Source organism: Sedimentitalea todarodis, from assembly GCF_032595355.1.
In the GTDB taxonomy this organism is placed as follows: Bacteria; Pseudomonadota; Alphaproteobacteria; order Rhodobacterales; family Rhodobacteraceae; genus Sedimentitalea; species Sedimentitalea todarodis.
Genome location: NZ_JASMWN010000009.1, coordinates 149,750 through 169,653, shown reverse-complemented (window position 1 = coordinate 169,653; position 19,904 = coordinate 149,750). Strand labels below are relative to the sequence as shown.

20 protein-coding genes and 1 pseudogene are annotated in these 19,904 nt (G+C 58.5%); 16 read left to right on the top strand and 5 right to left on the bottom strand.

Annotated elements, in window-relative coordinates; genetic code table 11:
• Positions 1-508 precede the first annotated feature (508 nt).
• The gene (locus tag QO231_RS13035) at positions 509-877 is read left to right on the top strand and encodes a hypothetical protein (RefSeq protein ID WP_316776951.1); all 369 of its coding nucleotides are present in this window, start codon (positions 509-511) and stop codon (positions 875-877) included.
• Between the two features lie 130 nt (positions 878-1,007).
• On the top strand, positions 1,008-1,385 hold the full coding sequence (locus QO231_RS13030; protein ID WP_316776950.1) for a hypothetical protein: 378 nt from the start codon (positions 1,008-1,010) through the stop codon (positions 1,383-1,385).
• A gap of 71 nt (positions 1,386-1,456) precedes the next feature.
• Here the strand turns inward: QO231_RS13030 and QO231_RS13025 are convergent, their stop codons facing one another.
• On the bottom strand, positions 1,457-1,954 hold the full coding sequence (locus QO231_RS13025; RefSeq protein WP_316776947.1) for an RrF2 family transcriptional regulator: 498 nt from the start codon (positions 1,952-1,954) through the stop codon (positions 1,457-1,459).
• Between the two features lie 69 nt (positions 1,955-2,023).
• Here QO231_RS13025 and QO231_RS13020 point away from each other — a divergent pair, with 69 nt between their 5' ends.
• Together QO231_RS13020 and QO231_RS13015 are read left to right on the top strand one after the other, a co-directional pair.
• Positions 2,024-2,941 (top strand): hypothetical protein, encoded by a 918-nt coding sequence (locus tag QO231_RS13020; protein WP_316776945.1) that lies wholly within the window; start codon positions 2,024-2,026, stop codon positions 2,939-2,941.
• 175 nt (positions 2,942-3,116) lie between these two features.
• A pseudogene (locus tag QO231_RS13015) lies at positions 3,117-3,227 on the top strand (IS630 family transposase); the annotation flags it as partial.
• A gap of 362 nt (positions 3,228-3,589) precedes the next feature.
• Here QO231_RS13015 and QO231_RS13010 read toward each other — a convergent pair.
• Positions 3,590-4,660, bottom strand: coding sequence for an AraC family transcriptional regulator (locus QO231_RS13010; protein WP_316776942.1), 1,071 nt, complete (start codon positions 4,658-4,660; stop codon positions 3,590-3,592).
• A 73-nt stretch (positions 4,661-4,733) separates the two neighbouring features.
• Here QO231_RS13010 and QO231_RS13005 point away from each other — a divergent pair, with 73 nt between their 5' ends.
• The 7 genes from QO231_RS13005 (at position 4,734) to QO231_RS12975 (ending at position 11,572) form a co-directional block, all read left to right on the top strand.
• A complete protein-coding gene (locus QO231_RS13005) occupies positions 4,734-5,528 on the top strand; it encodes a methyltransferase domain-containing protein (protein ID WP_316776939.1) in 795 nt (264 codons plus the stop codon).
• A 267-nt stretch (positions 5,529-5,795) separates the two neighbouring features.
• Positions 5,796-6,497, top strand: a complete 702-nt coding sequence (locus QO231_RS13000; protein ID WP_316776938.1) for a DUF2306 domain-containing protein — start codon at positions 5,796-5,798, stop codon at positions 6,495-6,497.
• Between the two features lie 1,235 nt (positions 6,498-7,732).
• Positions 7,733-8,137: a DUF3768 domain-containing protein gene (locus QO231_RS12995; RefSeq protein ID WP_316776935.1), complete on the top strand. Its 405-nt coding sequence runs from the start codon at positions 7,733-7,735 to the stop codon at positions 8,135-8,137.
• 145 nt (positions 8,138-8,282) lie between these two features.
• A complete protein-coding gene (locus QO231_RS12990) occupies positions 8,283-10,142 on the top strand; it encodes a ParB/RepB/Spo0J family partition protein (RefSeq protein WP_316776932.1) in 1,860 nt (619 codons plus the stop codon).
• A gap of 91 nt (positions 10,143-10,233) precedes the next feature.
• Positions 10,234-10,776: a hypothetical protein gene (locus QO231_RS12985; RefSeq protein WP_316776930.1), complete on the top strand. Its 543-nt coding sequence runs from the start codon at positions 10,234-10,236 to the stop codon at positions 10,774-10,776.
• A 219-nt stretch (positions 10,777-10,995) separates the two neighbouring features.
• Positions 10,996-11,295, top strand: coding sequence for a type II toxin-antitoxin system RelB family antitoxin (gene relB / locus QO231_RS12980; RefSeq protein ID WP_316776928.1), 300 nt, complete (start codon positions 10,996-10,998; stop codon positions 11,293-11,295).
• Positions 11,267-11,572 (top strand): type II toxin-antitoxin system RelE/ParE family toxin, encoded by a 306-nt coding sequence (locus tag QO231_RS12975; RefSeq protein ID WP_394356599.1) that lies wholly within the window; start codon positions 11,267-11,269, stop codon positions 11,570-11,572. Before relB ends, QO231_RS12975 begins: the two co-directional genes overlap by 29 nt.
• A gap of 57 nt (positions 11,573-11,629) precedes the next feature.
• On the opposite strand, the gene QO231_RS12970 is transcribed toward QO231_RS12975, so the two are convergent.
• Positions 11,630-11,878: a WGR domain-containing protein gene (locus QO231_RS12970; RefSeq protein ID WP_316776927.1), complete on the bottom strand. Its 249-nt coding sequence runs from the start codon at positions 11,876-11,878 to the stop codon at positions 11,630-11,632.
• A gap of 75 nt (positions 11,879-11,953) precedes the next feature.
• A complete protein-coding gene (locus QO231_RS12965) occupies positions 11,954-12,289 on the bottom strand; it encodes a hypothetical protein (protein WP_316776924.1) in 336 nt (111 codons plus the stop codon).
• A gap of 794 nt (positions 12,290-13,083) precedes the next feature.
• Between QO231_RS12965 and QO231_RS12960 the strand changes: the two genes are divergently transcribed.
• Positions 13,084-13,989: an ArdC family protein gene (locus tag QO231_RS12960; RefSeq protein ID WP_316776921.1), complete on the top strand. Its 906-nt coding sequence runs from the start codon at positions 13,084-13,086 to the stop codon at positions 13,987-13,989.
• Positions 13,990-14,424: 435 nt separating this feature from the next.
• Here the strand turns inward: QO231_RS12960 and QO231_RS12955 are convergent, their stop codons facing one another.
• Positions 14,425-15,456, bottom strand: a complete 1,032-nt coding sequence (locus QO231_RS12955; protein WP_316776919.1) for a Fic family protein — start codon at positions 15,454-15,456, stop codon at positions 14,425-14,427.
• A gap of 506 nt (positions 15,457-15,962) precedes the next feature.
• On the opposite strand from QO231_RS12955, the gene QO231_RS12950 reads away from it, so the two are divergent.
• The 4 genes from QO231_RS12950 to QO231_RS12935 all read left to right on the top strand — a co-directional run bounded on the left by QO231_RS12950 (position 15,963) and on the right by QO231_RS12935 (position 19,865).
• Positions 15,963-16,703, top strand: a complete 741-nt coding sequence (locus QO231_RS12950; RefSeq protein WP_316776917.1) for a ParA family protein — start codon at positions 15,963-15,965, stop codon at positions 16,701-16,703.
• Position 16,704: 1 nt separating this feature from the next.
• A complete protein-coding gene (locus QO231_RS12945; protein WP_316776914.1) occupies positions 16,705-17,676 on the top strand; it encodes a ParB/RepB/Spo0J family partition protein in 972 nt (323 codons plus the stop codon).
• Between the two features lie 421 nt (positions 17,677-18,097).
• Positions 18,098-18,646: a plasmid mobilization relaxosome protein MobC gene (gene mobC / locus QO231_RS12940; protein WP_316776911.1), complete on the top strand. Its 549-nt coding sequence runs from the start codon at positions 18,098-18,100 to the stop codon at positions 18,644-18,646.
• Entirely contained in the window at positions 18,639-19,865 is a 1,227-nt protein-coding gene (locus QO231_RS12935; protein ID WP_316776908.1) for a relaxase/mobilization nuclease domain-containing protein, read from the top strand. The genes mobC and QO231_RS12935 overlap by 8 nt, the downstream gene beginning before the upstream one ends.
• Positions 19,866-19,904: the final 39 nt, after the last annotated feature.

Below are 19,904 nucleotides of genomic sequence, written 5' to 3'. Positions count from 1 at the left end.
GATTGGGAGAAATCCATCGAGAGCGCCGAGGCTTGGCTGCTGATCGCCCATATCCGGCGACTGACCCGACATCTCGCAACAGGGTGAAATCATTCATTCCGTTTTGAATCGGACACTTAGGTTTGTGGCTGCTGTCAGCGTGAACTGCAGCGGCGACAAATCTGACAAGGAGGAAAGCGCGGGCAGGTTTCGGTGCTATGGGGATTGTGGTTTACGGCTGCATCGCTTGATGAGCAAACCGAACGACTGGGTGATGACAGGCAGTGCAAAAATGCTGTTCTTCCTGGCACGGCATGTCTGACAGGCTTGTGATCTTACCGCCATAGACCTGATGCAGCGCGGATTCTGCAGGGATGCCCGAGCATTTTCACCGCGCGCGACGTCTGAAACAGGATCAGGAACCCTCGCTACATTGCAGCAGGCCCGAAGACACCTTTACGAGCGCTATAAAAGCGGATAGTAATTGTCCGAATTAGAGTCGCAGAGATGGTTTGAGGAGAGGCGAACGTTGTTAGTGATTGCAGCTGTTCTGCTCGTACTGGTTGGTGCGATGCATAGCTTTCTAGGAGGAAGAAGGCTCGTTGCGCCTTTGCTGAGAAGAAGTGACTTCCCGGTTATCTTGGGCAGCCAGCGGAACGGACGCCTGACGCTTTGGTTTGGTTGGCACGCCTTGACCTTATTTTGGTGGAGCCAAGCGGCAATCCTCTTTGCGATGAGCATGGACGAAAGATTGACGGCAACAGCGGTCCTGGCGTCCATCGCCGTCGCCTGTGCGATCGTCGGTCTAGCCGCCGTATTTGCGACAAGAGGACGGCACCTCTCCTGGGTCTTCTTCTTTCCAATTGCCGCCATCCTGGCCTTCAAGCTCTTTGAATAGCAGTCGTGTCGTTCCTGCGCACAGGCGGTCTCAAACGGTCCGGCCTCTGAAATGAAACAGACCGGACAGTCGCCTTCAAAAACGCAATGTACCCCGTTTCAGCCCAAATCGAGCACAGATGGAGATCAAAATGTCATTCCCTATCCTGTTTGCTGGCCTTCTGTCGGCACTGTGGACCCTTATCCACATCTTTGCCGGAGGGCCTGGCGTTGCACGCCCTCTGCTCAAGGCCTCCGACCTTGAGAAAAGCCCGAAATACGTCGCCTACTTTTGCTGGCACCTGGTTTCCATCAGCCTTGCGACCATGAGCGTGCTGTTTCTGTGGCCCGCGCTTTGGGGCGGCAGCACCGATCTTGCCGTTGTCGGGAGTGTGATGGCGTTGCTGTTTGCGGCTTGGGGCATCGGTCTGGGACAGTTTTCAGCAGCCAACCTGACCTTTGCGGACTTGCCTCAGGGTTGGTTGTTTGTACCGGTCGCAGCTTTGGGGTTTTGGGGAAGTGTGCTTTGAGCGCAGCGCCGATCGAATTCAGAATGTCAGTCAAAGAACTCCTTGGCTTGGGTTATTTGAACCAGTTTCGGCTAGCCAAGTGTGCGATGGTTTTCCGACAACCAGTCCGCGGCGTCTCGAAGATTGTCGGGGCTGAGGTCGCTGATCACGCCTGCGTTGAGTGATTCAAGGTCAATTTTTTCAAGGCTTGCACGATATTGCCGCTCTGCCCTGGCGAAATGAGCAGCAATACCGCACGGCGAGGTACAGTCTTCCGATGCCTGCGCACAGGGTCCGTTTTGTCGGATTTCGGTGCAGACAAACATCGGTTCATTGCCGTCAACGGCCAACAAGATATCAAGTAATGTGATTTCCTTGGGAGATTTTGACAACACGTAGAAGCCATTGCGCCCGCGCCCGCCCTTCACAATGCCTGCTCTTGATAGGGCCTGCATTTGCTTGGCCATGTAGGCCTCCGGCAACTCGTGAAATTCCGCAAGCGCCGAAAGCGGCAAACCCTTGTCGGGCCATAAAGGCCCCAGCAGAGAGCATGCATGTGCTGCCCATTCGACACCTTTGTTGATCTTCATTGAGCATATGATCCTTTACTGCTGCATTTTATTTGGATATAAAATATCCGAATAATGCAGGGATTACAAATGTACGGCAAATTTGACGCGATAGATCGCGTTGTGCAAATCCTGATCGGATCGGCAGCACTGTTCTCATTTTTCTTCGGCCTCTATATGCTAATCAATCCGCTGGGTTGGTATGGGTTCGTAGATACGGTCAAGGCGACCGGCCCTGCAAACGTCCATTTCATTCGAGACATCGGATTAGCATATCTGGGCTCCGGTGTGGTGTTGGGATTTGCGGCGCTTCACCCCGGCCTTCGATGGGGGGCAGCCATCGTTGGAAACCTCTGGCTGTTTGCCCATGGGGTGCTTCATATCTACGAAGTGGTCATTGGAATCTGTAGCCAGGATATATTCTGGCGCGATGCTCCGGGTGTTCTGGGCCCGCCGCTGCTCGTATTTGCCGGCGTTTTCATCCAACTGCTGCGCCAGCACGTGTCGCCGGTTCCCCTGCCGAAATTCGCGTTCGTGTCGCTGATGCGCGATATGAACGAGCCCTACATTGACGATCTTTCGTGCGCCGGCGGCTTCATGACCGAAAGGTTCCAACATGGGATGCTGCTCTCTGGTCATCGTCATCACGCGTCGGCGCCGCTTTTTCACATGGCTTGCCTTGGTTCGGTGCGCTCCGAGGATTGCGGCCCGTGTATCGAAACGGTGCGTAGTTATGCGCTGTCTGAGGGGGTTGGCTCTGAACGGGTCAAGCACGCTTTGGCGGGCAAGCCGGACAGCGCGGAAGACGCGCTCGCATATGAATTTGGAACCGCCATCGCATCCGGCGATCTTGTTCAGGCCGCAGAGCTGGGTGACAAAATCGAGGCCCGGTTTGGCCGCGACGTGCGCACCGAGTTGTCATTAGGAGCGGCAAGTGTACGCATGTTCCCTGCAATGAAGCGAGGCTTGGGCTATGCATCCGCCTGCCAAATTCCCCGGCCCGGATAGAGGACGGTCCGACGCAACCAGAGCTATGAAGCCGCAGAGCGGAAACGATGGTGACGGCCCTCCGGCACTCTTCGGATGGCCTAATGAATGCCCGGCCACATCCTTGGGCAGTCCGACGGGATCGGCTGAACGCACAAGGCGGTCGTTGATGCCAGAGATGCTAACGGATGCGTTGCCGCCCGCCCATGCGGTTGTGCTGTCGGTGGATGAAAAATCGCATATACAAACGCTTGATCGAACCCAGCCCGGCCTGCCGCTGAAGAAAGGCCGTGGCCCTACCATGTCCTGTCATAGTCTGCCGCTGTTCAATTTACCTTCCATCATCTTCGTGAGGCGGACAGGGTTGAAGGTTATCAGGCCATAGGCATCACGCGTGGTCTGCCCATCTTGCTCCAGCGGGCAGCGAAATCGCGCTTTCGTTCTGCGCTGAAGAGGTCCGGTCAGCGTCGACTGCAGGATCGCCGATTCCTCGATGCGCGTGCTCGCGGCACAATCACCCACTGCACGGTCAAAAAATACGCTGCATGGCAGAAGGAAATGCGGCCGGTCGAACAAGGCGCAGCGAAGTTTCTAAGGACAACGCCCGGATCGCGTGAGGGACATTTGAGACCTTCGGATTGAATGCAGCGACGGGTCTCGATGTTGGGTCTAAACACCCGCGATCGTCTTCTTGCGCCAGTCGGCAGGAGATAGACCAACCGCTTTCTTGAATCTCCGGCTGAACGCCGCCTCGGATTTGTAACCGATCTCGCGCCCGACCCGAGCCACCTTCATGGAACTGTCGGCTAAGAGGCGAGCGGCAATCTGCATGCGCCAGAGAGTGAGGTACTGCATCGGAGAATGCCCGATCAGGTGGGTGAAGCGCGCCACCATGGCGGAACGAGACATGCCCGCCTCTTCGGCCAGCAAGGCGAGCGTCCAAGGATGGGCCGGGCGGTCGTGGAGCAGGGTCAGGATCCTGCCGATGGCCGGATCGCGCAGTCCCGACAGCCAACCGGTTTCGTGCGCCGGCAGGGAGTCCAGGTAGAGACGGATCACCTCGACGAAGATCAGTTCGCTCAGCCGCAGGCGGATGGCTTCGCCGCCCAGCTGCGGCAGGCGCGCGTCGGCAAGCGTCAGGTCGATCAGGCGTCCCAGCAGATCCTGCCGGTCCAGTCCGGACTGCCGGATGCGCAGCAACTGCGGAAGTGTCGAGAGCACCGGATTGAACGGGCGCAGGTCGCAGCCGAGAAAGCCGCACATGTATTCGGTGCCGCCCGCGCCACCGCCGCCTTCGCGAGTAACGAAGGACAACTTGCCGGCCATCCACTCGCGGAAGAAACCGATGGTCGCCGCACGGTCGTACTCGGGCGTCTGACCTGGCGAGCTGAGCAGCGAATAGGCGTCGCCGTGGGCCAGCACCAGGATGTCGCCCGCCTCGAACCAGGTCGAAGCCCCGCCCGGAATTCCCACCCAGCCCGAGCCCTTCAGGATGATGTGGTAAGAGATCACATGCTGTGCGCGGGGCAAGATGATCGAGGAATAGTCACGCGCCCGGGGAACATCCACGCCCCAGGGGAATGTCGCCTCAACCAGGTGGAACACCGCGCCGGTCAGCTTCACCATCCGCAGCACGTCGGACAGCGGGTCGGTGGCCGAGTCCTGACAGAGGACCGGCTGGCGCTGAACCGTGGACGATCCAGCATGTGAATGAGACGTCTGGTCATGGGTCCGAGCCATGTCTCAGGATAACCTCATTGCCGCGATGTGCCCAGCCGTCGCGCCCAGAACGTCCAACAGAAGGAGATACAGGATGACTGTTCAGCAGAAAACACGCCCGCCGGCGGAGGTTTATGATGCGCAATTCGTGCCAGCCCTGTTTGCTCAGTGGGGACCGGTGGTCTGCGCCGAAGCCGGGGTGCAGACAGGCGACCGCGTTCTGGATGTGGCCTGCGGAACTGGCGCGGCGACGCTCGCCGCCGCCGAGATTGCAGGGCCATCGGGCTCGGTGGTCGGACTGGATGCCAATCCGGAAATGCTGGCTGTTGCGTGCCGCAAGCCAGGGCAGATCGAGTGGCGGGAAGGCAAGGCCGAGAACTTGCCTTTCCCGGACAACAGCTTTGACGCGGTCGTCAGCCAGTTCGGCTTCATGTTCTTCGAAGACAGGCCGAAAGCGCTCACCGAGATGATGCGGGTCCTGAAGCCCAAGGGACGGTTGGCCGTGGCGGTGTGTGACGCGGTCGAGAATTCTCCAGGCTACGGCGCTTTTGCGCTCCTGCTCGATCAGCTATTCGGCAAAGACGTTGGGACCACCTTTCGAGCTCCATTTATTCTCGGCGATGCAGAGCGGCTGACTGACATCTGCCACAAAGCAGGTTTTGTCGATGCAGAGATCGTACGGCACAGCGGCGAGGTTCGCTTCCGGTCGATTGACGCAATGGTCTCGACCGAGCGAGCCTGCGTGTGGACGCTCGGAGGCGTCTTGTCAGACAAGCAGTTCGAACGACTGGTGGAGGCGTCCGAGCACGCCTTGGCGCCGTTCTCCGCCGGAGACGGAGGGGTTGAGTTCGATATGCCAGCACTGATCATCAAGGCACAGAAACCCTAGTCGCCTCTCTTACACCCACATTCGCAGCAGTAGTGCGATTCCGGTCTGTCCCGCCCAGTGTGAGTTCACCGGCACCGGAATCATGCGGTCGCAGCGAATGGCTCCTAGGACAGGCCGTGGCGCAGCATCGCGATCTCTTGACGAAGTTCCCCAATGGCGAAGATTTTTCGATGTGGGCCAATCAATGTGCGTGTTTTCGGCTTGTCTTGATTGTGAGCAGCACTGGAAGATCGGTCGCGGAAGAAGCCACTGCCAAGAGCTTGGCCAGTGGCTTTGACCCAGGATGCGCGCTATCTAATCTGCATGCAGCGTTACCTGCCGACTTTGCTCCTTTCGGTGCTGGCCCTGAATACGGGCTGGTTCGTGGTCTATTCCGGCGATCTGGGTGTGCGCGGCCTGGTTTCTCAATCGCCGGGCGAGGTATCGCGTGTCTTTCAGAAAGATGGCACTTTGGCCAATGCAGTAATCGCACTGCACATGATTGCGGGTGCCGTTTTGACCTTTGGCGCACCACTTCAGGCGCTTCCGATCGTCAGGCGCCGCTGGCCCGGTCTGCACCGGCGGTTCGGATATGTTCTTTTCGTGCTGGCCGTCACCACGGGGCTTGGCGGGCTCGTTTACATTACGCTGAATGGCACAATAGGCGGCTGGTGGATGAGTCTGTGGTTCGCCATCTATGGCACTGCGATGATCTGGACGGCGGTCAACACGGTTTACTACGCGATGGCCAAGGACTTGCGTCGCCATTTCGCTTGGGCCGTGCGCTTGGTCGTACTCGCGGTCGCGTCATGGATATATCGCATGCATTACGCCATCTGGTACGCTGCAACCGGTGGCCTCGCCTCTAACAAGGAGTTCACAGGTTTATTCGACCAGATCCAGGTCGTTGCGTTTTTTGTGCCGTATCTACTCGTCGCTGAGATCGCGATGCGATGGCGGGACGAGCGGCGACCCCCGACGGCAGCTTGACGCTCTATTTGCACGGTTTGGTCCGGTCGAGTTGGGGTGAATTGTGAGTGAATTCGGCCCCATGCCGGGCGGCAGGTGAGCCGGCCCGTTGTTCCGCCCTGATCAGCTGCTCATCGAAAATGCTGCAAGATGCAGGAATGGCAGGGATGCGAACGCTGCGCTGCGGCGTTGATCTAACAAGCGGACGTCTAATCGGGGTCGTGTGTAGATGCTGTAGGCCACGGCCCTGATCATAAAATTGGGCGCAAGGTCTCCCTTGCGCCCGGCACTTGATAAAATTGTTCGTGAACACCTTCGCTCAATTACGAAGAACTCGTTACCTTCACCACTCACCTATTCCGTACTCGTTGCCAGGATCATCGTTACAATATCCAAGTCTTGCCACAGCTTGCCTTGGAACTCTGTAATCCTGCTCACACAAGCTGGATTTAATATGGAATTTTCTGGACTTTTTGTGGCACGCGCGCTCAAATCCGGTGCTCTTACGGTGCCGTCCGTTCGATGTGAGGGCAGCTATATTATTGAAAGATCAGCGTTCTTTAATCGCGCGGCCGATCTCACGGCGCATTTGCGCTGATCCGAAGAATCAGAACTCGATTTGATGTAACTGATATCAGTGTCTGCTCGACGTTGAAGTCATGGAGCGCGCGCTGGCAAAGGCGGAATGACGAACGCATTTGATGACCAGCTGATCCACACAGCACTGCCTTGAAACAGCCGACGACCAGTATCGGTGCAAATCCCGAGCCTTGTGTCTCGGGACCAGGCACTAGGCTCCAGCCGGCAGGCCGGCTTTCACCCAGAACCCCACGTCCTGAACTCCCTGCCGCAATAGCCCCCGCGCCGTCTCTGCCGAGCCGGGGCAGGGGCTTTGCGGCAGGGTCGTCTCAACCCGCGGTGATCTGCCCTTTCGGGTGACGATCCTTTTTGCGCTCGCGCAGGATCGGGGATCCTTTGCCAATTCTTGCTGGGTCAGGCGGGATTTGGACAAGCCAAACGCCGCCTTCCCGTCAGGGGGAAGGCGCGGCCTCCCCCCTCGGACAAGACAAATAGACAAGGCCGTGTCCTCGGCTCTCGCCTGCGGGCCGCACCCCCCTTGTCGATTTGTCTGGTCTCGCCCCTCTCCGCGTTCGCCACGTGGCAGGTTTTAGAGACGACGCCCTTTCAGGGCTTGGCTCAAAACCAGCGCCATTCGGGGATCACCCCCGGAGGGATCAACACAAGGAGACCTGACTATGGAAGTCGAGACCGCAAGCGACATCGAACACGACACCGCCCAGCAGGCGGCAGAAATTGCCAAGCAGAATGATCTGTTCCGCAACGCTCTGATCGATCCTGTGGCGGCGTATGAGATGCAACAGAAGGGCATCAAGGGGCAGGTTCTCGTGACCCCCGGCGTGTCAGGTGAGGGGGCCGCGTTCCAGGCGGCTGCACTGGCGGCGGTGGCCACCGATACGCAGTTCACCGAAGATAACGACCCCTGGGGCGATCACACATTCGGATCGGTGACGGTCGGCGACCAAAAGCTGTTCTGGAAGGTCGATCTCTATGACCTGGACTTCAGATACGGCTCCGAGCGCCCGTTTGATCCGACGGTCACCCAACGCGCCCTGACCATCATGTGTCCGAGCGAATACTGATTTCAACCGCAATCGGGAAAGGTCTCTCCGCCAAGATCGGCCTCGCTTTCTTGAAAACACAAGCCCGGGCCTAGGCCCCTCGCTCTACACCGTCGGGGTAGGGCAACCCAAACAAAAGCACCGATCTTTATCAAGGAATGACCCAATGAATACGCAAACAACCATCGTCGCAGAGACTGCTGCTGAAATCATCGAATACGTGCCGCTGGCCGATCTGTACCTGTCCGATCTGAACCCGCGTCAGGAGGTGGCCGAGGAGGGTATTGCCCTTCTGGCGGATAGCATCACGGCTTGCGGCCTGATCCAGAACCTTGCCGGATTGCGCGACAATGCGGGCAAGGTGGGCATCGTCGCTGGCGGTCGCCGCCTGCGCGCGCTGACCATCGCTGTGGCCGAGCGCCCCGACTTGGCAACCGTTCCGGTCCGTATGGCCGCGTCAACGCATGTGGCCGAGGAATGGGCCAATGCGGAAAACACCGCACGCGAAGAGCTGGACCCGGTGGACGAGGTGCGCGCCTATGCACGAATGGCGGAAAAGGCGCTGTCCATCGGCAAGATCAGCCAGGCGTTCGGAGTGACCGAGGCGCATGTGCGCCGTCGCCTTGCGCTGGCGGGCCTGCCCGGCCCTGTACTGGACGCACTGAAATCCGAAGAGATCAGCATGGGCCAGGCCAAGGCCATGACTGTCAGTGAGGATCACAAGAAAATCCTGGAGGTGCTGGAACGGGCAAAGAGCGGCTGGTTCAACGAATACCAGATCAGAAGCGCCCTGAAACCCGATGCAGTTGATGGCGACAATCGCAAGGCACAATTTGTCGGGCAGGGGGCCTATGAAGCAGAAGGCGGCACCGTCACTCAGGATCTCTTTGAGGATGAGACCCTGTTTGACAATCCAGACATCCTGAATCGTCTGTTTGCCGAGAAGCTGGAAGAAGAAGCGGGTCGACTCCAAGAGGATGAAGGCTGGGCCTGGATCATGACCTCCGACGACAGCAACCCGTTCTGGTATGAGATGCAGCGCGACCACGGCTTTGCCCGCGTCTACAAAGAGGAAGGCGTGCTGAGCGAAGATCAATCCGCGCGTCATGATGCCTTGGCAGACCAAGCCGACAACGGGCCGTTGGATGAAGCAGAGCGTGCCGAGTTCGCGGCTTTGGAAGCGATCACCGAGGGTGCCTATTCGGATCAGCAGACAGCGCTGGCCGGGGCCATGGTCTATGTCAGCCACGATGGCGCACTGTCGGCACTTCGCGGGTTGATCAAGCGCGAGGATCAGGACGCCGCCATTGCGACAGGCGTTCTGGAAGCTTCACAACACGACGCCGGCGCAGCTTCGGCGGACAAGCCGAAATCGCCAATCTCCCAGAAACTGGCGGCTGATCTGGCCTGCGTCGCCACGGGGGCTCGGCAACATGCCGCCTTGCGCGATCCGGACATGATCCTCGCCCTGCTGGCGTTTCAATTGACGGGCAAGGCAGGCTATCGCCGCCCGTTTGGCCTGAGCGCCAGTGACGTGGCAAACCTGCCCTCGACCGATGCGGCAGGCTATGCGCTGGATGATCGCCTGACCACCCCGGCGAGCACTCCGAAGGACCCGTTTGGCAGTGATCTGGCCCGTGGGTTCCGTGCGTTCAAAGCAAAGGGCATGGAGCATATCATGGCGGAGCTGACCCGCCATCTCGCCGCATTGCTGACGGTGGAGGATGAGAAACTGGCCGGTCTGATCGACAAGAGGGTCTCGACCTCGATCCGTGAGGTCTGGACACCGACTGCCGAAAACTTCTTTTCCCGGGTTGGGGCCGCCTATCTCAATTCCCTGTGGCGTGAACTTCTGGACCTGCCAGAAGATCATGCGACCGTGACCGGTTTCGCCAAACTGAAAAAAGGTGAAAAGGCCGAGAAGTTGGAAACCCTGTTTGCCGACCCCGCTGTGCGTCGCGCGCTTGGCCTGAGCGATGCGCAGGAGGCAATTCTTGCAGCTTGGCTCCCCGAGGGAATGGGCTGAGACAGCGAGGCAGGGCGGAATACCGCCCTGCCTGCTCATCCTGAGAAGCGATGAACTTGTGCAACCAACCCTGTTGTGAAAGGTGCGATCCATGACTGTGACGAAGACCCCTCTGGCGCGGATATGGCGCTCGGCCCAACTTTATATCGGGTTTCACCGGGACCCGCAGGGCAATCGGCGGGCGGAGGCGAATGTCTGGCCACCCAAAAACGGAAATGCCACGATCCACTCCGATCCCGAGCAGCAGGAAGCGTTTCTGGTCGTGAGTACGATCGACAAGGACAGGCCGCGCGATGTTCAGATCAAGCTGCGCCCGGACAAGATCGTGCTGCGCCGTGATCCTGATGTCAGTTGGGAAGGCGTGGTGGTCGAAGATCACATGATTTCTGTACAAGTGGGCGGGGCCTGGGTGCGGATCAAGGCTGACGGATCGGTGTCACATGAACGTGGCGGTGACATGACCTACGTGGAATCCGATGGCTCAGTCCTGAAGAAAACCGAGTTTGTCGACGCCATGATGTCCGGCGATGGGGTCGAACTCTCGCGTCGCACGCCGACTTCGATTGCCGCAATCACCGAAGATGGCGTGCTCGCGAAACCACGGGCGACGATGCCTGAGATAGACTTCGAGTAAGGTCCTCGATTTGCGGCGGGCGCATTCCACCTTGTCAGGGTTGCTCGGGATTGGCGCACTACCGCTTCGCGCTAAATTTAGCGCGAAGCGCGTCATTCCAGCACGGAGCCGCTGCGCGGGATGCGTGCCGCTTGTCGAAAGTTGATCGGGTTCATGTGGCATCCATTGGGTTGAAGACGCATCTCAAATGAGATACATTCACGCTCAGGAGGATGCTCAATGCCAGCCCGAACCTCAATGCTTCATGTCCGCGTCGACGACCAGCTCAAAGCTCAAGCTGCGGACGCCCTCGCCGGCGTTGGTCTGACGCTTTCGGATGCGGTCCGCATTCTTTTGACACGCGTTGCAAGGGAAGGTGGATTACCTGCGGGGCTGACCACTGATCCGGATGCCTATGACGCCTGGTTTCGCGCAAAGGTGCAGGAAGCCCTGGACGATCCTCGCCCGGCTGTCCCTCACACTCAGGCGATGCAGGACGCCCAGGCGTTGATTGACGAAAAACGTCGTGCCGGTTCTTGAGTGGAGTGCGTTGGCCATCGCTGATTTGTTCGCGATCATCGACTACATTTCCGACGACAATCCCGACGCGGCTCAAGCGCTGAAAGACGAAATCGATGACAAGACATCTCGCCTGCCGGAGCATCCGCAGATGTATCGTGTGGGTCGGGTAGATGAAGCGCGCGAGATGGTCGTGCGCCCCAACTACATCGTGGTCTATGCTGAGACTGCGGCCGCCGTGACAATCTTGCGTGTGCTTCATGCAGCGCAGCAATGGCCTTTGACAGAAAGATCATGAGCGCAGACGTTTTTCCCGTGGCGGGTTCGACGTTGAAGTGGACGTCTTAAACCCGCGTCAGAAAACGCGTTGAGAGTCACACTGACAATACCCCCGATGACATTTCTGATCAGAGAGTTTTCTGAGAGCGGCTTCCGCGTCCTCTTGGGAGGCGGTGTAGTCGACCATCCTCTGTCCGCCTGCCGCTCCAATGCGGCCCCATTCCCGGATGAGACACCATTCGCCGAACAGGGTCTGTGCGACGTTCATCACGTAGAACCGCCGTTGGCGTTTCGCAGGGTTGATCTTTTCAAGCCGGACAAACATCGCAGGGTTCCTTCCCGGAGTGGATCCCGTGTGACTGTCGAACCATGAGCAATTGCTGCACTGATCGGTAAACGCCTAGCGGTTGCTGTCAATCCATTTGGACATCAGTGTCTTGTCCCGAAAGCACTCACGGGGAACATCGCGGTTTTTGATCCGGGCAATCCGTTCGGCAAATGCGACCTGTTTGGAAGATGGATAATTGGAGAACGGCGAAGTGGCGGCTTGTTTGCGATGGGCGTCAATCCAACGAGACAACCGGCGCCGATCGCTTGTGAGGTCTGCCGGTAGTTCCACCCTGGTGCGCTGCGCGATGTTGCGGGCAAACCGGATCTGTTTCTCGGTTGCGGGAACGACATGATAGTCGTTGCTGTTGAAGGATGTGGCTGTCGTTTCGATTGAAGTCGGTTGCATGAAAGGGGCCTCCGGTATCTTGATACTCAGCCTAGAACAAATGCGGAACAATAGCAAGTGTTGTGTGGGCTTCGACGTGTTCCACTTCATATGGTGTGTCGCGTCCTTTCTCGGTCTCGGTCGCGGGTCCAAGAGATGACCGTTGATCAAGTCAATACGCCACTCTTGCGGGTTTGAGGAAACGCACCAGTGCCTGCCTGTGTTTGCTCCGATCGGCGCGCAACAATGCGACCTCACCGCATGCTTGAAAACTGACCAACGACGGGAGTGAGCAGCGGATATCTGTTCTTGGCAAATCCCGAGCCTTGGGCTCGTGACCGCGCTCTCAGGCTTCAGCCGCATGGCGGCTTGCGCCCGGAACATCGCATCCCCGGTCTTCCTGCCGCAATACCCCGGGCCCGGTCTCTGCCGAGCCAGGGCACGGAGTTTGCGGCATGGTCGCCCAGGGATGTGCTGATCCGCCCCTTCGGGTTTCGATCGCTTTTGCAGGTGGCGCAGGATCGTTGATCCCTTGCCAATTCTCATTTGTGCCTTGGGGTTCGGGCAAGCCGAACGCCGCGGTGGCACGGTGCTTTAGAACCCGCTGGGTTCTCGCGCGCGCAACCAGAATAGACCGGGCCGTGTCCTCGGCTGCGCCTGCGGGCCGCACCAACCCGGTCGATTCTGGTGGCACTTGCTCACTCCGGCACTTCGCCAGCGGGTCAGGTTTTAGAGACGGGCGCGCAAATGCGCTTCGCTCAAAACCAGAAACCAACGGGGCCGACCCCCGGCGACACCGCACAGGAGCACAGCAAATGGCCAAGACACGTTTTGATATTCACCAGCACGTCACCGATACGATCATCGCTCAGATTGAGGCCGGAACACCGCCGTGGCGCAAACCCTGGACCGGCAGCACCGGTGGTGCATGTCTGCCCGTGCGTCACAACGGCGAAGCCTACAAGGGCATCAACATTCTCATGCTGTGGGCCACCGCCCATATGCGCGGTTTGACCTCCGAGCGCTGGATGACATTCAAGCAGGCGCAGGATCTCGGAGGGTCCGTGAAGAAGGGCGCAAAAGCCGCGAAATCGGTTTTCTACGGCACAATCGAAAAGGAGGATGACAGCAAGCCCGCCGGGGAAGAAACGACCATCCGGCGCTTTGCCAAGTTCAACAATGTGTTCAACGCGGATGACATCGAAGGGTTGCCGGAAGAATATTACATCCGCCCCGATCCGCCGCGTGATCTCGGCACCAAATCAGATCCGACGCTTGACGCATTCTTTGCTGGTACCGGAGCGGTCATCATCACCAGCGAGGATCCGCGCGCCTATTACAGTATCGAGAAGGATCACATTCACATGCCGCCGATTGCGACGTTCCATGACGCGGCTGGATTTTTCGGCAGCTTGGCCCATGAATCAATCCACTGGTCTGGCAGCGCGAAACGGTTGGATCGGTTCGCGAAGTTTCAGGATCGCAAAGCCTATGCGTTTGAAGAATTGGTGGCCGAGATCGGCGCCTGCATTCTTGGCGTGACATTGGGCGTGGCACCGCAATTTGATCAGAGCGCTGCCTATATTGAAGGTTGGATTGAAGCGCTCAAGAATGACAAGGGGATGATTTTCAAAGCCGCATCGGAGGCCCAGAAGGCCGTCGATTTTATCATGGCATCGTCTGCCGCGACGGCTGGACACAAGGAGGAACGGGCCGCGTGAGCGTCCTCGCCCCATGACACCACAGCAAAAGGCGATGCTGGCTGTTTCGGAGGCGCAATTTGTGGTAAGGTAAATAACTTCCCCGTCGGTTCCACCGACAACTGCCCCCGTCTCTCAAAGGCGGGGGTTTTCCATTGCGCCTGATGTGATCAGGATCAGCGTTTCAGAGGTGACGGTGCGTGTGAAAGAGCCAGGGCTCCTCCCCACGCACCGCCCGGCGCTTCGCTTGGACCTGGCATCTTGCCAGGGGATCGCCCACGGCAATTCGGGTAGTGAGACGAAGCCCTACGTTGCCGCATCCAACACGAACGGCGGGAAGCCGTCTGACGAAAACGCAGCATTTTGAACCTGCCGGGCCTTGAAGCCGGACATTCAGCCGACTTCATTCGTGTTGATACTATGTCATCTCTGAATGCGCACCGGCCGGGACCGGCATTACGCCTCCTCCGACACCGTCAATAGCAACCGCACGAGCGCTGTGTTGATGTAGTAATTGCTCTTCCCGGCTCGGTGCTTCTCGACAAAGCCATTTTCGGAAAGAGTGTCGAGATACCGCGCCGCTGTTTGACGGGTGATCCCAAGTTCGTTCTGAACATACTCAATCCGGGTGTAGGGGTGCCGAAACAGGTTGTTCAGCAACTCTTGGCTATAAATCTTCGGCAGTTCCGATCGCAGCCGATGCTTCGCATCGCGCATTCGCGTGCCGATACCGTCGACCAGCCGTGCTGTGGTGTCGGCTGTGTCGGCCACGGCGTCCAGCATGAAGATGACCCAGTCTTCCCAAGCGCCATCGTCGCGCACCGCCTGTAGCAGCCGGTAGTATTCGCTCTTATGGCGGGTTATGTGGCGCGAAAGGTAGAGAATGGGAATGTCCAGCAGTCCGGTCCGCGTCAGGTAGAGCACATTCAGGATGCGTCCGATCCGCCCGTTTCCATCCGCGAAGGGGTGGATGCTTTCGAACTGGTGGTGAATCAGCGCCATCTTGACGAGAGGATCAAGGTCCGAAAGCTCATCATCATTCACGAACCGCTCGAGATCGTTCATCAGCCGAATGATTTCGTTCGCATCTTGTGGCGGGACAAAGATCGTGTCCCCACTGCGCTCATTCTTTAGAGCCGTGCCGGGCGTCATCCGGAAGGCATCGTCTCGATCCTTCAGCAGACGGAACATATCGATGAGGGTCGAGTTCGGAACAAGGCCTCCCGTCTCGACCAGCCGACGATGTCCCAGCCGCAATGCATCGCGATAACGCGCCACTTCCTTGGCAGCGGGAGACTGTGGATCACCGGGAAATACGTCCGCCTGAAACAACTCGTCCTGAGTCGTGACGATGTTTTCGACTTCGGAGGATGCCTTGGCCTCTTGGAGGGCCAGGGTGTCGATCAGGATGCCTTGGTTCGGGATTGTCTTTGCTTGCCCCTTTAGAGTCGCGAGGGCGCGTGAGGCTCGATTAAGGCTCTTCAGCACCGGTACCGTCTCCAGAACGACCGGAGGAGGCAACTTTGGGATAATGTAGGTTGGCTTTAACATGACCTCAGTTACGTGTTACATAAGTTGGATTTTCTTAACATGACAGGCTGCACATGTTCGCTCAAGACCCATTTCGAGAACATGACGCGAAACTGCCCAGAGATTCAGACGGGAGTGACCCCATGCATCATCAAGTCAGCGGCTTGATGTTGGCCCGGCGGCTCTGAATGAGCTGACAACTTATGAACGTTGCCTCAACGGGCCTCGGACATTGAGCTGTTCCTCAAAGCAGTTTTTCAATCAGATTTTCGGCAGACTTTGGCGCGTCCTCCGACTTGAGACGCATTCCAGTTGCGGCCCCCAAACGGATGCTGCACTTCGGCGAAAGTCGGGCGATTTGTGGGTTATCTCTTCGCTCCAAGGTAGAACAATCGAGCAGACAGGACCTTCATGCCGAAACAGAATAATAGCGGATCGCACGTTCTTTGGGGCAGCGCGCACCCATGAAAAAGATCATCATCGCCAACAACAAGGGCGGGGTGGGCAAGACCACCATTGCCAGCCAGCTTGTCTATGCCTTGGCGACCAAGGGTCATTCGGTGATCGGCGTCGATCTCGACAGCCAGCGCAATTTCACGGGATCGTTCGAGGGCGTCAACGATCTGGGAAGCGCGCTCGACTTGGTGACAAAGGGAAAGCCTGTCGAGGCAGAACTGAACGCCGGCGATATCGGTATTCTCTCCGGTCACAAGGATCTTCTGGCGCAGAATTCCGATGATGTTCTGGTCAATGTCAGGAATGGCCTGGTTGGAAGCCGTGGCGCCGATTACTGCGTGATTGACACGCCTCCCAGCTTTTCTGAGGTGGTCTATGGGGCGCTGTTGGGATCGGACCATCTGCTGGTGCCGATCGAGTTGAAGAAGTTCTCACTCGATGGCATCGAGGGAGTTCTGGAAGCTTTCATTGCCGCGCAGGAGCACAATCCGGGCCTTGTGCTTGTCGGGCTGTTGCCGTCGCGGTTCGACGCGGTGAAGCAGGTTGAGCGGGATGCGCTTGTCAAAGTCGCCGAGGCCTTTGAGCGACTGTTGGTGCCACATGCAATTCGCAACCGCACAGCATACGTTCAGGCGCAGGAGGCGGGAACCGCGCTGTCTGAGATCAGAACCCGGAGCGGCAAGGAAGCGGCGGCCGAATTTGGCGCGTTCTTTGACTGGTTTTATGCAAAGATTGATGGAGACACCTGATATGGCACGCAGCCTGACAAGCACGCTGGACAAGCTCGCCGCATCCGGGAAACTGGACAGTTTCACGGCGGGTAAACGGCCTGATGCCGGCAACGTTGCCTTTATTGCCCTGTCCAGCATCGAAGCCGACCCTGATCAGCCGCGCCGCATTTTTGATGAGGAGAAGCTGCAATCCCTGAGCGAGAGCATCAGAGAGCAGGGTGTCTTGCAGCCAATCACGGTTCAGCCGGCGAATGCGGATGGTAAACACCTGATCATCATGGGTGAACGCCGATGGAGGGCAGCGCAGCTTGCGGGTTTGACAGCCATTCCGGCGATGGTGCGGGAGGTTACTGCAGAGCTCCAGGCGATCCAGTTGACGGAAAACGTTCAGCGCGCCGACCTGACAACCATGGAGATCGCACAGGCGGTCGAGCATATGCGCAAGGACGGAAAGAAGCGGGCCGAGATTGCCGGGGCCTTGGGGTGGAGTGAATCCGCGGTGTCCAGATATGCGGGTATTGCGAAGATGCCGGATGAACTTAAGGCGCTGGCGCAGGCCAATGCGCCTATTCTGGCCTTGTCTGATCTCAATTCGCTCTGGAAAAAAGATGAGGCTGCAGCACGTGCCTTTGTCGCGACTACATCCGCGGAGGACATTTCGCGCACGAGTGTTGCGATGCTGCGATCGTCGCTTGAAGCGGTGCCGCGCGAGATGACAACCGGTACTGACGCGCGGGACCGGCCTGCATCAACGCCATCATCCTTGCCGGAGCCCGCCGCAGAAAATAGCACTGAGGCGGGTAATGCCGTTCCCAATTCCCCGACCGGAGCGGTTGCCATCCTTTGTCGTCACGGTGAGGATATTGGCAGAATACTGACGGATCGACTGGCGCGTTCAAACAAGGCGCTCATGGTGAGCTTTGCCAATGGCGAACGTGTTGAGGAGATTGCGCTGAGCGACATCGAACTGCTGGAAGTTGTGGCGTTGTGAGGACGGACATGGACTGCGCCTAACCACTTGGACGAAAGACGAAGACTAAAAGTCACACCCGTCAACGTCTGCCCGGTCATGTTGCTGAGGACTTGGTCAGTCACGTCCTCTCCTGGCCGGATCGCATTCGGCCAACACAGCAGATCGAGAACCAGGATCAGTTATCCAGTCGCGGTGTTTTCGACCTTGGGAGAAAACGCCTCGACCTTGCGCCCCCGAAAGCGAAGACGCCAAACATCGGAGCGTCGGGGGTGTGGGTAACTGATCCTGGTTCGGCCTGGCAATGAAGTGCCAGCGTGGGAGGCGCGCTTCCTTCTCGCAACACCTGCTACTCTAAAATGTGCTCCCGGAGCACAAATTGGGTGGAGGAAGAGACTAATGCAGGATAGGCTAGACGCCAGCAATGTAGCACGAATTGAACATGCCCCAGAAATCAGAACTCCTCCGAACCCGCATCGCCCCCACCAGCAAGACCCGCTTTGAAGCGGTTGCAGCCGAGCACGGTCTGTCGCCATCCGAGTTTCTGCGGCAGGTGATCGAAACCGTGTCGGGTGATGCGGATGTGCCGGAACAAAGGCCGACAAAGGCCCGCCGCGAAGGCAAGGTGACGGTGCGGCTTGGTCAAGAGGTTCGCCATGCGCTTGACGTTGAAGCGCGAGGGCAGGGCGTTCCAGTCTCAACCTGGGCGGCGAAACTGCTGACGGCTCGGGTGAGATCGGCGCCTCAACCAGTGACGCAAGAGCGCAAGCCCATCCAGTGGGGGTTTCGCCAGCTCCGGGGCATGGCCACCAATCTCAACCAGATTGCGACGGTGATGAACCGGGGTGTGTTTACTGGCGACAGTTACGCGCCAGCGAAGGGCGAACTGCAGGCGCTGCGTCGGGACGTTCAGGCGCTCAGGGCAGACCTCGCGAAATATGCCGGCGGTCAGTTCAAATTCCAGACGGGCGTGGTGGTGCGAGATGAGTGATTTGAAAACCGAGCTGGGCTTTCAGGATTGCTGGTCCAACCTTGCGAGCGGTCGGTCGGTTCGATCCCCGGCAGCGGGGTTTTTCTCGACTGGCGAGGAGGAAGCTGCGGGTTCTGGGGGTGACGGAGCCGGCGATAGATCGGTTGGTTCTTCTGCATCGGCTCAGGTCAACTCAACGGCCACGTCGATCAGCGCCGCTGACAAGGCGCGGCTGGCACGCGTTGTGCGTGGCGCGCCGGAGGTCATGGTGAAGGTGTCAAAGCCAGCCAAGATGGACAAGCATGGCAATCCGATCCAGGTGAACCGTCGGACTGAAGGTGTGCGGGTGTCGGCGCATCTTGATTACATCAGTCGCAACGGCAAGATCGAGCTAGAGACGGGCCAAGGCGATCGTCTTTCCGGAAAATCAGCCACTGCCGAGCTGTTCGCCGAATGGATGCAGAACCATGATGAGGACCGCGCCAATGGGCTGGCGACCGATCGCACGCGGATCACCACCAGCATCGTGTTTTCCATGCCCGGGAATACCAACGCCGCTGCATTGAAAGATGCGGTGAGGTCCCTGGCTGAGCAAGAGTTTAGTGCACGGCACGACTATGTCGTGGCGCTTCATACAGATACCAATCATCCGCATGTGCATTTGACGGTGCGAACGGTCGGCCATGACGGCGTGAAGCTGAACCTGCGCAAGGCCGACCTGCAACATTTGCGCGATACGTTTGCCGCAAAGCTGCGGCAGCGCGGCATTGAGGCAGAGTCAACGCCTCGATCTGCAAGAGGCGTAACACGCCGGGGAGAGCGCACCCCGGTCTACAAGATCCGCCAGCGCGGTGAGGTGGTCACAGTCGACAAGGCCAAGCGGCGCGAAGTGCGACGGGATGTGGCGGATCATGGAGGCAAGCTCCCTGGTCAACCATGGGATGACGCGATCGTTGCCCGCAGAAACCGTGTGATGAACACCTATTCCGCGGCGGCAGCCGTACTGGCGCAATCGACTGACCCCGAAGATCAAACATTGGCCAGGGATGTCGAGAATTTTTCCAGGCGCCTGACCGATGTGACGACTGAGCGGGCGGCGTTGGCCCGCGATGTGGGTCCGGTGCGCTCAGCTTCTCGCTCCGCTGATAGCGAGCCGAGGACGTCTGTGGATCGGGATCGCGGCAGGGATCGTGATGATGTATCAACGTGGCTAGAGCGTGGTCCATCTAGAGAGCGATAGTTGGGCAAGGTTCAGGAAGCACCTGTGGGACGGGGAGCT

What these genes read in the sequence shown, in the direction of transcription:
- QO231_RS13030 (WP_316776950.1), top strand. Translation starts at nt 1,008, where the DNA reads ATGTCATTCCCTATCCTGTTTGCTGGCCTTCTGTCGGCACTGTGGACC.
- QO231_RS13025 (WP_316776947.1), bottom strand. Translation starts at nt 1,954, where the DNA reads ATGAAGATCAACAAAGGTGTCGAATGGGCAGCACATGCATGCTCTCTG.
- QO231_RS13020 (WP_316776945.1), top strand. Translation starts at nt 2,024, where the DNA reads ATGTACGGCAAATTTGACGCGATAGATCGCGTTGTGCAAATCCTGATC.
- QO231_RS13010 (WP_316776942.1), bottom strand. Translation starts at nt 4,660, where the DNA reads ATGGCTCGGACCCATGACCAGACGTCTCATTCACATGCTGGATCGTCC.
- QO231_RS13005 (WP_316776939.1), top strand. Translation starts at nt 4,734, where the DNA reads ATGACTGTTCAGCAGAAAACACGCCCGCCGGCGGAGGTTTATGATGCG.
- QO231_RS12995 (WP_316776935.1), top strand. Translation starts at nt 7,733, where the DNA reads ATGGAAGTCGAGACCGCAAGCGACATCGAACACGACACCGCCCAGCAG.
- QO231_RS12990 (WP_316776932.1), top strand. Translation starts at nt 8,283, where the DNA reads ATGAATACGCAAACAACCATCGTCGCAGAGACTGCTGCTGAAATCATC.
- QO231_RS12985 (WP_316776930.1), top strand. Translation starts at nt 10,234, where the DNA reads ATGACTGTGACGAAGACCCCTCTGGCGCGGATATGGCGCTCGGCCCAA.
- relB (WP_316776928.1), top strand. Translation starts at nt 10,996, where the DNA reads ATGCCAGCCCGAACCTCAATGCTTCATGTCCGCGTCGACGACCAGCTC.
- QO231_RS12970 (WP_316776927.1), bottom strand. Translation starts at nt 11,878, where the DNA reads ATGTTTGTCCGGCTTGAAAAGATCAACCCTGCGAAACGCCAACGGCGG.
- QO231_RS12965 (WP_316776924.1), bottom strand. Translation starts at nt 12,289, where the DNA reads ATGCAACCGACTTCAATCGAAACGACAGCCACATCCTTCAACAGCAAC.
- QO231_RS12960 (WP_316776921.1), top strand. Translation starts at nt 13,084, where the DNA reads ATGGCCAAGACACGTTTTGATATTCACCAGCACGTCACCGATACGATC.
- QO231_RS12950 (WP_316776917.1), top strand. Translation starts at nt 15,963, where the DNA reads ATGAAAAAGATCATCATCGCCAACAACAAGGGCGGGGTGGGCAAGACC.
- QO231_RS12945 (WP_316776914.1), top strand. Translation starts at nt 16,705, where the DNA reads ATGGCACGCAGCCTGACAAGCACGCTGGACAAGCTCGCCGCATCCGGG.
- mobC (WP_316776911.1), top strand. Translation starts at nt 18,098, where the DNA reads ATGCCCCAGAAATCAGAACTCCTCCGAACCCGCATCGCCCCCACCAGC.
- QO231_RS12935 (WP_316776908.1), top strand. Translation starts at nt 18,639, where the DNA reads ATGAGTGATTTGAAAACCGAGCTGGGCTTTCAGGATTGCTGGTCCAAC.